Genomic DNA, 12,469 nt, shown 5'->3' with positions numbered 1-12,469 from the left:
TTCGATATCTGTATTTACTTTGATTTGCATATGCACAATATTCACCCCAAGAATATTATGCAGCGCAATGAGCAAACTGTACATTCTTAAACAGTCATTTATGTACACTCTTAAATTAGCATTTATAAGAGGGTACCACTATAAAAAGAAACTCTCATTTATTCCGGACTTTATAATCAAGTTTCCGAACTCAGAGGAAAGATGGGTGATTGATTATTATACGGCAATTGATCAGGGGTTAACCTCTGGCAGCTATGCCCGTCATTTATCTAAACGAATGAAAACCTATAGAGAGGAAGGTTTTAAGCCCTTTTCATTCGTGGATTACGGTTGGCTTTCTTTTATAGAAGACACGAATAAAGGAACACTCCTTACGGCTGAAACCTATGTGACTAGTAAAACACATGAAGATTATTTATGGGACACATTTCTAGAGAAAAATGTACAAGGTGAATTATTAGACTTTTTTATGCAAGATACAGGTGCGACTATAGGGGAAATTAATACGAGAAATATTGCTTATGTAGATATATTTAATCGATTATGCACAATCTTTCGTTTCCTACCGATATCACTACATAATCGGAATATAACTTTTTACAAATTATCATTTTCTGAAGTTCCTCTGGCTCGAGCGTTATCGATGAATGCCAATCAAAATCATTTTGAACTTTCAAGGGAGAATGAGGATGAGAAGAGAAATGATTTTTTAAAGGAACTAATCGCAAGGAAACAACAATTTGAGTTAGTACAACAAAGGTTGAAAGAAGAACAAGTTAGAATTAGAGCAAAGGAAGAAAAACTCAGACAAGAGGAAGAAAACCTAAGGGCAGAAGAAGAAGTAAGGCTAAAACAAGGACAGAGAGCAAGAGAACTAGAAGATGAACAAATTGAAAGAGAAATGCAAGAAAGGATGAGAAGAGCAGCCCTAAGGCCAATCGAAGTTCATCCTGACCATTGGGATTATCGAAATCAAAGAAAATCAAAGTATAGTAACTACACCTATCAACAAAGTTCACCAGTACCAAGTTATAATAAAACAGAGGATATTACAGATAAAAAGAAAAAAGAAGGTTCGAGATTTGCTGCTGTCGTATCCAATTAAAGGTGAACTCTATATTGATGGTGATAAAGAATCTTGGAGAATTGTAATATTCAAGTGGATAAGTGAAAACCAATTAGGTGAATCACTAATTGTTTCGTTGCAAAAGGTTATTAATTATATGAAAAAATCAGGGATCTCCTTTAATCAAAATGATGAACTCGTAAAGTATCCAATAGAAGAATTCTTCAAGTTTTATGAGAAGACTATAAAAACAGAACTAAAGAAAAAAATAGAACTAAGCTTTCAAAAATAAATAGGAACAACTAAATTATTATTAAAAGATTGCAAGATAAATAACAGCCAATCACTAATGACCTGATGTGGTTCATTTTGGGCATTACTAGTTTCTAAAAGTAAGCTGTGCTAGTGATGCTCGTTTTTAGGTGAATAGAGTGTTTGAATATTGGAATTTCTGAATTTCTGATTACAAAGAATAGTACGGAAATTTTAGAAATTGGAATTAATTCAAATGAGGTGAATTTCTTGGAGAGAAAGATCGAGTTTGATGAAAAAATTAGGGTTTTTATTAGTTCAATATGTGGCGTAGAGAAATACGATAATGTAAGGATGCAGCTAAAGAATTTAATTGAGGCTACAGGTTTTGCAAAAGTATATCTATTTGAGGAAAGGCGAGCATCCACCCTTACGGCAGAACAAGACTATTTGTACGGGCTTGATGATAGCGATGTCTGTATATTTTTGATTGATAATGCGGATGGAGTTCCTGAAGGAGTATTAAAGGAGTATCAAAGAGCAAAGGCACATCCCAAGAAATCACTTTATATATTTTGTAATGAAAATCAAAAAGAACCGTCACAAATTCAGAAGGAAATAACTGGTGCTAGAGGTGCTAAGTATTACATAACTAAAAGCTTTGAGGAATTTGTTACTATAGGGTATCAAAGCCTCATGAATGATATTGGTGAAATTTATATTAGTTACTGTAAAGGTCGACTATTAGATCCGGATTTTACAATTTCTACAGGTAGTATTGAAGAAATCGATGCTGTTGCATCAGAATCGTTAGATAAGCAGATATTCAAAAATATCGATAGAACTAAAAAGCTTATTACAAATGAAATTTTCAGCAGATCAAATAGAGAAGAAGAGAATACTTCCGACTTAGATACGTATAGTGCTCAGTTTCTCAGTATTCTTTTTGGCTATAAGACAATCAGTGAATTTAATACTTATTTTTTGTTGTCATCTTTGGAGGTTTTGCAAAGCCAAAGCCTACATAAAGTTGTAAAAGAAAGATGGAAAGCTATTCAATACTACTTCATGAATGATCTAGTTAGGGCTATAGAATATGAAAAAATGGCCTTAGATATTGCGCGAGATTTGCAAGTACCAAATTGGTTGATTCAAGATATTTTAATCGATTTGAGAAACTTATACATCTTTGAAGGTCAGGAAAAGAATAGATATGTTTATAGTAGTACTGCACAAGAGGAATTGGATAGTGAAAAATCTACTCTCTTCTATCCTCTGCTTGATAGATATGAAAAAGCTCTATATGAAGAAATAATTAACCAAGTTGAAAAGTCATCAATGAGATCGCCATATTCTGTAACTTGGGGAAATAGTATTAATCAATATGGAGATTACATTTCTAATATATATATCATGGCAGTATTTAACGGCTCATTAACACATCTATTGAGGACAATTGATAGAATAAAAGATGTAGCTTTTCATTTGTGTAACCAATATAGTGATTGGGAATTTAGGATTTTACTATTAAAAACAGCCATATCCAAAGGGAATAAGAAAGAAATAAAAGGTCTAACGGATTTGTTTAATGATGTATATGGAAAGATGAATGCTGAGGATTCAAAGAAAATATATGAATTTGCTAAAAGTAAACCAATTAAATATCAAATGAACATTGCTCAATTACTCGCATTCCAGCATTTAGGGTACTTTTTTTCCGAAGATTATTATTCAGAGGTATGGAAGGAAATTATGAAAATAATAGATGACTGGATTGATTCTGAGGATAGGATCGTTGCTTTGGGTGATTTTATTTTTGATGCTATAAAAGACAATCTATTCCGACTTGATAATAACCTAGTGGTCACAAAAATCTTAATGAAAGTTTTTGACCGGGGATTACGACGATTTTATGATAAAGTACTTCAAGTTGTAATTAGGATCGATTTTGATGCATTAAACGAAGAAAATCTAACAACTATAATAAATCAAATAGAAATATTGATAGAAGATGAAACTGCGAGAAAAAACTGTAATAAATTAGAAAGTGCAATTATATCAGTACGGAAAAAGAACCTTGAATTATCAAAAGAATTAAATAAGACAGTAATGAGAGTCATGCCCGAATTTTATAACAATCTATATTCTCTGGAAACTCAAATCGAGTCACAAGTAGAAAGTGAAATGCAAATAAATAAGTTTATTGCAAAGATAAAGGATAGAAATGAAACTCAAGGTAAAAATGGTAAATACACGGGATACATGGATAATCCGTACAAGACCATAGAAAGGATAATAGTAATAAATAAAGTAAAGATAAGTGAAGAAATGGTTGATTCCATTGTGTCTGTCTGCAAAGACACTTTGTATGCAAAGAATCAAACGCTTAATGCTAAAGTTCAAGCGATTAATTTAATCACATTTTTAAGGCTTGTGTCAGAGGAAAAATTATATGATTTCAAACAACTTATTAATCAAATAAAGAAGAATGAAGAATTAATTTTAAGCGGTAGCGAAATTATGTTAGATAAAACATCCAAATCAACCCTACATTTTAATTTTATGATGATGAAACTAGTATTCAATTCGGTTGAATTAGAAGAAATAGTGGAGTTGTTAAGTTCTTATACTGAATTAGAAACATTTGAGAAGTTAGAAGCGTTAAAGACTATTGTATCGATGTTTGAACACGGAAAAACTGACAATATTGATAAGAAAATAATATTGTTAATTCTGCAATTTGCATTAGGATTATCAAATGATAAAAATCATGATGTTCGATACTTTGCCACAACAGCTTTATTGCATATTCTCTCTGAAAATATCAAAGGGCCATTTATAAAAAGGATATTAAGTTTAATGGATTATGATAGTATTTTTATCAAAAACCAAATTATGAATTATTCAGAAAAACTGAAGGCCATAGATAATGAAGCATTCAGCTTTATTAAAGAAAAAGCATTAGTTGATAATCATTTTGTTATTAGGCAACGAGCGTTAACTTTATAGAGGGGGGCGCGTCATTAGATTTCGGTGCAATTTGGGTCCAGAGTCCCGAGCACCTACGAACTTCACCAACTTTTTGTACAAGGTAGAGGAGCACAGGTGACGGATGTGGTACTTACATTTTACGCAAGATCTTCAATGGTCATGCCAGACTGAATCCGCAAAGCCCTTACATTTTTACCTAGGTACTGGTTTATCTCTTTTTCTATATCCCAAGATATGGTATAGCTCCTTTTTAACCATAAAGGGGTGGAAAGGGGTTCGACACAGCGCAAAAGCCATCCGTATTTTGGGATAAATAGTAAATAGGAAAGAAATATTTTTGTACTAGTGAGATTAATTAGTAATTTAGTAGAAAGGGGAAGCAAATGAATCAATTGCTTCCTTTACCAACGCCTATGTATTGTGTCATTTTATCTAGGAAATGCCTAAAAAATAAGAATGTTTCTCTTAAAATGGCATAAACCAAATGTTTCGGTGAGCCGGTCCATAATATGCTAATGTATCCCAAATCCCGATCCGATACATATTGGGATCATTCTCATGATATTTCCCTCATAACAGCAAATAAAATTTCCTCATATTCCTGTAAGTTAGGGTACTTATTCATCTTCATTCTTCCTTCCAAAAAGCGCGCCTTTCTACTAAATTCCCAGGTGAGTTCAGCATAATCAAAGCTAGAACACGGGGACAAAATAGGAAACTTTATCTTTCTCTCGGAAAATAAAGCAAAACATGAAGTTTCGCTAGGGGAAACTTCATGTTCTTAGAGGATACTTGGAGATTTCATAAAAAAATCTGGCTGGTAAACCAGCTCTTATCGATAGTGTCGATATAGATAACTAGGGATGTGAACCCTTGGATTTTCCAAGGGTTATTTTAGTCTAAAAGATTCAACCAAGGGAGCTGCTCCTAAGGGAATATCATTGGGAAACCAAAGAATTTGTATCCCCCTTTACACCCCCTGTAAAGCCTCCCATTTCCCAATACAAGAGGAACTCCTTCATGTTACCATGGGAATGATTTTTCAGAACTGGAGGTGGTTTCCTTCGTACTAACATCCATGTCCACACTTAAAATCTAGTTACCTATCAGTCTGTCACTATGTTTGACCATTCACTACACTTAAATGGGAGTTGATTTGGTTGAAAAAGTTTTTCGGTGTGCTTCTTTCGATCGTTCTTTTGATTTCTTGCTTTTCTTTTGGGGCTGCTGCAAAGGTTTCGAAAGATGAAAGTGAAGGAAAAGAATTACGTGTTCTCATTCAACATAAGAATGCAAATGAAAAAGCGAAACTTCAAGCTATGTACGGAGTTCGTTGGGATTTTAAAGAAAAAGGGTTTACCACCAATGTGAGTGAAGCTGAATTTGAAGCTTTACAAAAGAATAAAAATGTTGAGGTTTCTTTAGTTAATAAGGTTTATTTAGATACAGTAGGTACAGCAGCTACCAGAACTGCCACACCATCTGACCAGACTCCATGGGGAATGGAAGCGATCTATGGTGACGCCGACCTTCAAGTTACAAGCGGAGGAGATCATATTCGTGTAGCTGTATTAGATACAGGCACCTATACGGGTCATCCTGACTTAGTGGATAATGTGGAGCAATGTAAGGATTTTAGTTTGTTCTTTTTTTCAATGAGAAATGGTAGCTGTAATGATATCAATGGGCATGGAACACATGTAGCAGGAACGGTTTTAGCGAATGGAGGGGCTGACGGTCAAGGGGTTTATGGTGTGGCTCCTGAAGCAAAACTGTGGTCATATAAAGTACTAGGTGACCTTGGGTTTGGTTTTTCAGATGATATTGCAAATGCGATAAAGCATGCTGCTGATGAAGGAAACCGTTTAGGAGTAAATGTAGTTATTTCGATGTCACTCGGATCAAGCTCGAAAGATAGCCTGATTGCCGATGCCGTAACGTATGCAACAAACCAAGGTGCCTTAGTGGTGGCAGCTGCTGGAAATAGTGGACCAGATCCAGGAACGATTGGATATCCAGGTGGTCTAGCTGATGCCGTAGCAGTAGCTGCACTCGAAAATGTTCAGGAGAACGGAAATTATCGTGTCGCGGACTTTTCTTCAAGGGGAGTTTCGGGTGGTGCAGGTGACTATGCCATCAGTGAAGGAGATGTGGAACTCTCAGCGCCAGGAAGTGCAATTGAATCGACTTGGAATGATGGAGGCTACAACACCATTAGCGGTACCTCCATGGCAACTCCGCATATCTCTGGTCTAGCTGCAAAAATCTGGGCAGAAAATCCAAGCTTGTCCAACACGCAGCTTCGTGCTGAGCTTCAAAATCGGGCAAGAGCGAATGACGTGAATGGTGGGCAACATGCAGCAACTGGGGACGATATTGCCTCAGGGTTTGGGTTTCCGTTGGTGCAGTAGGGTATGTGAATGGGGAAGGGGGTCTCTTATGGAGAGGCCTTTCCTTTTTTATTTTTCGTAAAAAACGGCCTAGCCGACTAAGCATTGCCGTACCATGCAGGAGAGGATTATATAGAGTAGGTAGGGCATAAAAAAGAAGTAACCAAGCCACGATTTAAATGAGAGAGAAGGTTACTTCTTTTTTATTAGGATGATTTTGCACTTGAAACCGCATGATCCACATCATGCACTTTTTTGGCTGATTTTCTAGTAGAAAGAAACACCCCTGCTAAAATAAGGGCTAACCCGCCAAAGGCAAGTGGAGGAATTTGTTCATCGAGCAAGAACCAGCCCCAGAACATCGCAGTAATCGGCACAAGATAGGTCACAAAGGTCGCAAACTCCGCGCTTCCTTCTTTTATCAAATAATAGAATAGCAGGTAGGCTAAACCTGATCCAAAAAAACCGAGACCTATCATGGCCAAAATCGAATTCCAGGTTATAGTCTCGTTTAACGGGAAGAAGGAGTCTGTCATCGCCATCATAACTAAGCTGCCAATTGCACCTGTCAGTAAAGTCATCAAAGCAACCATCATGACACTGACATCTTGCAAATGTCTTTTGCTATATTGCGAGCTGAATCCATAACAGACGGTAGCTAAAATCATCGTTCCCATACCAATTAAGTCCTCTTGAAACAATTGCGTGATATTTAAATCGGTCAAAAGTAAGATGCCGGCAAATCCTATTAATATCCCAGTCCATTGCCGAATGCTTAATGTCACACTGAATAGAATGACACCTATAATACTTGTGAAAATAGGCGTCGTTGCATTCACAATGGAGGCTAAAGCACTTGAAATTCTTGTTTCGCTAATCCCAATCAATCCCCATGGAATCAATGCATTCATTAAACCAACAATAAATAGTGGTTTTAGCGGAAGTGCCTTCCAATTCATTTTCTTTCTTTGTATTAAAATAATGACGGCCAAAGTTATGACGCCTAACATACATCGAACAAAAACAATCCCCCAAGGTCCTAGCCCCTCAACCAAAACCTTAATAAAATAAAACGACATCCCCCAAATTAAACTTAGCGTAATTAATGCCGCGTATAATCTCATCTTTTCTCCTCTTTTCACACGCTACTAACTCAGATAAGTATACCACGGTAGCGGGAATCGGGTGAATCGACAGGTGGTTCCCATTTATTCATTATGTAGGAAAAACTTTAAACAAACGTTTGTTTAAAAACGGTGAAACTGCTGCTGGAAAGGGGCTTTTATTTCAAGGTTAAAATAAAAAAACCATAGCCTTATAGAATAAGAATCAAGGGGACGGTTCCTGCGTTTTATGAGACACAGGAACCGTCCCTGTGTTTCCTGCGCTTCATAGGCCTTTCTCCCCAATTCGGAAATATTTAAAGGAATTTTCTGAAAATTTATTGAAATATTTCATTTTAAGATGAATTGTAAGGAAGGAGTGGTAGTTTTTATGAAGGGATGGAAGTCGAAATGCGGGGCGGTGTTACTGACGTTTATTATGTTGGTTTCGTTAGGATCGCCCTTGACCGCACAGGGAGAATCTCAGCCAGCGGCAACGGAGGAGGAGAAGCTTCAGCAGCTGTTGGATGCTTATGTGGCTGAGTTGCAGAATCATCCGCATAGTGAAGGCATGTCCGTTGGGTATGAGGTGTATTCGCTTGAGGATGATCAGGTTCTTGCTTCTTATCAGTCGGACAAAACCTTTGTTCCTGCGTCTACTTTTAAGATGCTCGTGACTGCCGTAGCAGCAACCAAGTGGCCGGTTGACATGACGATCCCAACAGAAGTTTATACCACGGGGAATGTGAGCAGTGCCGGGCTGCTTAATGGCGATATCATCTTGAAAGGGAATGGTGACCCGACACTGACGGTTGAAAAATTACGGACCTTGGCTGCTGCCCTCAGAGAACAGGGGATACATAAAGTCAATGGCAGCATCCTTGTCGATGAAAGTTATTTTGATGACCAGCTTCTGGGCGAAAACTGGATGTGGGATGATGAAAATTATGATTACAACATGGAATTGAGTGCCTTGTCCGTAAATGAAAACGTCATCCGTGTAAATGTGCGTCCCGGCAAGGAAATTGGCGAACCGGCAGTCGTGATCATTCAGCCGGCACCGGACTATTTTACCGTTGTCAACACTGCCAAAACCGTTGCAGGAAACAGAGCTTCGCTAACCATCGACAGAACTCTTGGAAAAAATGAAATCGCGATCAGCGGAACCATTGGGAAAGATTATGCTGCCAGCGGGTATACCGCGACGCGAACGGTTCATGACCCGGCTCTATTTGCCGGCACGGTTTTGCGCGACTTACTGGTAGAACAAGGTATTACCTTTAAGAATAACGCTTCGATTCAGAAAGGCACGCTGGTGGATGGTGCCCGTTTAGCCGGGACCGTGGAGTCACCGAAGCTGGATGTTATTTTAACTACGCTGATGAAAGACAGTAATAACCTTTACGCAGAAATGCTTACCAAGTTGCTTGGTGCTAAGGAAGCGGGTGAAGGGTCCATTGAAGCGGGCGCTAAAGTAATTAGGGATGTTCTCGTCAACGATTTGGGATTAAAGGCAGACTATCTCCAAAAAGACGGATCGGGTCTTACCCGTTTGAACCATATCTCCCCGCAAGCTTATATTCAGCTGCTGAATGGCATGTATGACAGTCCGGCAGGGAATCGCTTTATTTCCTATTTGCCGATTGCCGGTGTAGACGGAACACTGCGAAACCGGATGAAGGGCACAGCTGCGGAAGGCAACGTGAAGGCCAAAACAGGCAGTATGAGCGGTGTCAACTCGCTTGCCGGCTACGTCACCACGAAAGACGGTAAAACCTTGGCATTTTCGATCATGTGTAATGGCATTTATAAGAGTGCCTTTGCCACAACGTTACAGAACCAAATCGCGATTGCTTTGGCACAATATCCGGAGCTGCCCAACCCGCCAGTGACGGCGCCCGAATCAGGCACCTACCCATTGGCAGCGGAATTTGATCCGATTTTTGATGATCCGGCATTTAAAGGATTGATCAAAGGGGCATTGATTTATTCTACTAAAAACAAGGAAGTGCTGTACGCCCGCCAACCGCAATCGTTACTGACACCTGGCGCGAGTGTAAAACTATTAACTGCTGCCAGTGCGTTGGATCACCTTGGGCAAAACTATCGGTTCAAGACCGAACTGTATACGACCGGGACCATCACGGACGGGGTATTAAATGGTGATGTCATCGTCAAAGGCTATGGCGATCCAACACTTGCTTCCAGCACGAAACAGCAATTTTTAAATGGGCCGACTCTCGAAGGCATGGCGCAAGATCTCAAGAAGCTTGGGATTCACCTTGTAAAAGGCAACATCATCGTCGATCGTTCTTTCTTTACGAATGATGTGTACCCACCGGGATGGACATGGGACAATGAAAGCGATCCGGTCCAAGCGCAAATAACCGCGCTAGCCGTAGATCGCGGTACCGTCCGTGTCCATTTTGAACCTGGAAAAATCGGCAAGAACGTAGAGGTAACGGTGGAGCCAAACGTTGAGGGGTTAGATATGATCAATACCGCCGTCACTGGTGAGGCCCAGGCGGAAAATACACTGAAGATCGAAAGAGTCCGCAGTGAAAATACGATTAACGTTTCAGGCGTGCTGCCTGCCGGAACGGAGAAAAGCTATACAGACGTCACCGTCGAAGCGCCGCATGTGCATGCAGGCTATGTGTTGAAACAGCAGTTACAGGCAGCTGGCGTGAACGTCCATCCGCTCAGCAAAGTGGTGGCAGATGCGAAACCGGCGGATGCCAACTTAGTGAAAACCTATGAATCTGCCACTCTATCGGAAATCGTCAAGTTCATGAACCACCATAATGACAACTTTACCGCCGAAATGATCACGCGCACGCTCGGCACCCTGAACGGCGGCAAGGGAACTTTTACAGGCGGTATCAATACGGTTCATAGCATGATGAAAAAAGTGATTGCTACGGAATTTGACATGATGGACGGTTCCGGCTGGACGACTTACACACAAATTTCCGCAGAGCAATTTGCCAGCTTGTTAGCAGCCCAAACTGAAAAACCAACATTCCAAGTTTTCTATGATGCGCTTCCAACCATCGACGGGACACGCCTAGTCGGAATTCAAGAACACCGCGAAGACATGCGGAGCATCTCCGGATACATCCAAACCCAAAACAGCGACCTGCTAGCCTACTCACTACTCCTAAACGGCTACAGCCCAACACCAAGCAAACGATTCATCGAGAACTTTGTAGAGAAACTAGCGGTGCAATAAAGCATAGGGACGGTTCTCGTGTTTCATTTCATGAAACATGAGAACCGTCCCTTTGTTTTCTCTACCTTTAATTGAGCGATTTATGATTAGTTACTATAAATATGAAAATATGCCATCGGTTATTGTGGATTACAAACTGACGAAGGAATCACATGGTATGGGGGAGAACACACGATGAACATGTTACAGGTGAAACCTTTAATGGTATAATCTCGGCATTATCATATTTTCTATTACCAGCATTAAAAGGTGAAAATCCTTTTCGGATTAAACCGTAAAGGGAATGAAGTGTTATCGCGAAGCAAACAGACTAATTATCTCTGAGTTATATCTGTGTTGCATGTAATCATACTTTTTTCATAACAAAAGGGACAAGTGGTGTCCTTGTCCCATAAGCTTAATTTGATCCTAATACCTTTTGGATAGCATCATAGATAACAGCGCCTTTTTCACCGTATTGATCCACATATTCTTGGTTTTCCTCGGTAACTTGTTCACGCCACTTATCTATATCATTTAATTCAATTAACTCAATACCCTTGCTTTTTAGTTCTTCTAAAGCAGCTGTGTTCGCTTCTTTTGCTAGCTCTAAGTGATATTCGGATGCATCCTTCACAGCATTTTCGATTATTTCTTGTTGTTCGGAAGTTAGGCTATTCCATGCGTCTAAGTTATAAACTATTGAAAGTGGTTGGTATACGTGTTGGTCAAGAATGAAGTATTTTCCTTGCTCAAAGAAGTTCTCTTGAAGTATGGAGTCAGGAGTTCCTTCCATCGCATCAATTGCTCCAGTCTGCAAGCTTGTATATACATCCCCATAAGGCATTGTAATTGTATTGGCTTTTAATGCATCTGACATGGCAACATAAAGGGTTGAGTCAGGGACCCTAAAATTTAGATTTTGCATATCCTCAATCGATTCAATCTTTACATTAGAAAGAATATTTCTTGGACCATCATAGTAAGCCCCTAAAAGTTTAAATCCTTCTGCTTGATACATTTCATCCAGTTCAGGAGTAAGTCCCTCAAATACTTCCTTCAGCTGTTCTAATGAATTAAAGTTATACCATAATTCAAAGATAGCTGTTTCAGGGATATAGTTACCAATTCCTCCAGTACCCGAATGCATCATTTCTAGTGAGCCTTGGTGAACGGCTTGAATGTGATCCATCTCACTTCCTAAACTACCATTATGAAATACTTGTATTTCAATACTACCATCTGAGGCAGCTTCTATATCCTCTTTCAACTTATCAAAAGCTTTTCCGTAAGTGGTTTCTTGAGAATAAAAGTTCCCAATTCTTATTGTTGTTTTTTCATCATCATTACTGGTATTTTCGCTATTACATGCTGACAGAAGAAGTAATAAAAATACAATTCCCACCATTAACCAACCTTTTTTAAACATGCTTTCCCCTCCATTAATTTTTATAGA

At 39.0% G+C, this 12,469-nt stretch carries 8 protein-coding genes; 6 read left to right on the top strand and 2 right to left on the bottom strand.

Going from position 1 to position 12,469, the window contains the following annotated elements:
• The 5 genes from MLE14_RS15440 to MLE14_RS15425 form a co-directional block, all read left to right on the top strand.
• Positions 1–1,105 (top strand): hypothetical protein (locus MLE14_RS15440; RefSeq protein ID WP_243299316.1); only part of this gene is annotated, 1,105 nt, incomplete at its 5' end.
• Positions 1,083–1,358: a hypothetical protein gene (locus MLE14_RS15435; protein WP_243299315.1), complete on the top strand. Its 276-nt coding sequence runs from the start codon at positions 1,083–1,085 to the stop codon at positions 1,356–1,358. The genes MLE14_RS15440 and MLE14_RS15435, both read left to right, overlap by 23 nt.
• A gap of 143 nt (positions 1,359–1,501) precedes the next feature.
• A complete protein-coding gene (locus MLE14_RS15430; protein WP_243299314.1) occupies positions 1,502–4,327 on the top strand; it encodes a hypothetical protein in 2,826 nt (941 codons plus the stop codon).
• Between the two features lie 24 nt (positions 4,328–4,351).
• A complete protein-coding gene (locus MLE14_RS22760; RefSeq protein WP_390628989.1) occupies positions 4,352–4,480 on the top strand; it encodes a VanZ family protein in 129 nt (42 codons plus the stop codon).
• Between the two features lie 989 nt (positions 4,481–5,469).
• Complete coding sequence (locus MLE14_RS15425; RefSeq protein ID WP_243299313.1) at positions 5,470–6,720, top strand: S8 family peptidase; 1,251 nt, start codon at positions 5,470–5,472, stop codon at positions 6,718–6,720.
• A 185-nt stretch (positions 6,721–6,905) separates the two neighbouring features.
• Here MLE14_RS15425 and MLE14_RS15420 read toward each other — a convergent pair whose 3' ends face one another.
• Positions 6,906–7,823: a DMT family transporter gene (locus MLE14_RS15420; RefSeq protein WP_243299312.1), complete on the bottom strand. Its 918-nt coding sequence runs from the start codon at positions 7,821–7,823 to the stop codon at positions 6,906–6,908.
• 370 nt (positions 7,824–8,193) lie between these two features.
• Between MLE14_RS15420 and dacB the strand changes: the two genes are divergently transcribed.
• Complete coding sequence (gene dacB / locus MLE14_RS15415) at positions 8,194–11,034, top strand: D-alanyl-D-alanine carboxypeptidase/D-alanyl-D-alanine endopeptidase (RefSeq protein WP_243299311.1); 2,841 nt, start codon at positions 8,194–8,196, stop codon at positions 11,032–11,034.
• A 397-nt stretch (positions 11,035–11,431) separates the two neighbouring features.
• Here the strand turns inward: dacB and MLE14_RS15410 are convergent, their stop codons facing one another.
• Complete coding sequence (locus tag MLE14_RS15410; protein ID WP_243299310.1) at positions 11,432–12,442, bottom strand: TRAP transporter substrate-binding protein; 1,011 nt, start codon at positions 12,440–12,442, stop codon at positions 11,432–11,434.
• Positions 12,443–12,469 lie beyond the last annotated feature (27 nt).

The sequence above is a fragment of the Bacillus litorisediminis genome (assembly GCF_022808645.1).
Classification (GTDB): Bacteria; Bacillota; Bacilli; order Bacillales; family JC228; genus Bacillus_BF; species Bacillus_BF litorisediminis.
Note: the sequence above shows the minus strand (reverse complement) of the source record. Positions and strands in the feature narration are given on the sequence as shown.

Excerpts from the sequence above, each read along its gene's own strand:
- dacB (WP_243299311.1), top strand. The coding sequence starts at position 8,194 with ATGAAGGGATGGAAGTCGAAATGCGGGGCGGTGTTACTGACGTTTATT.
- MLE14_RS15410 (WP_243299310.1), bottom strand. The coding sequence starts at position 12,442 with ATGTTTAAAAAAGGTTGGTTAATGGTGGGAATTGTATTTTTATTACTT.
- MLE14_RS15420 (WP_243299312.1), bottom strand. The coding sequence starts at position 7,823 with ATGAGATTATACGCGGCATTAATTACGCTAAGTTTAATTTGGGGGATG.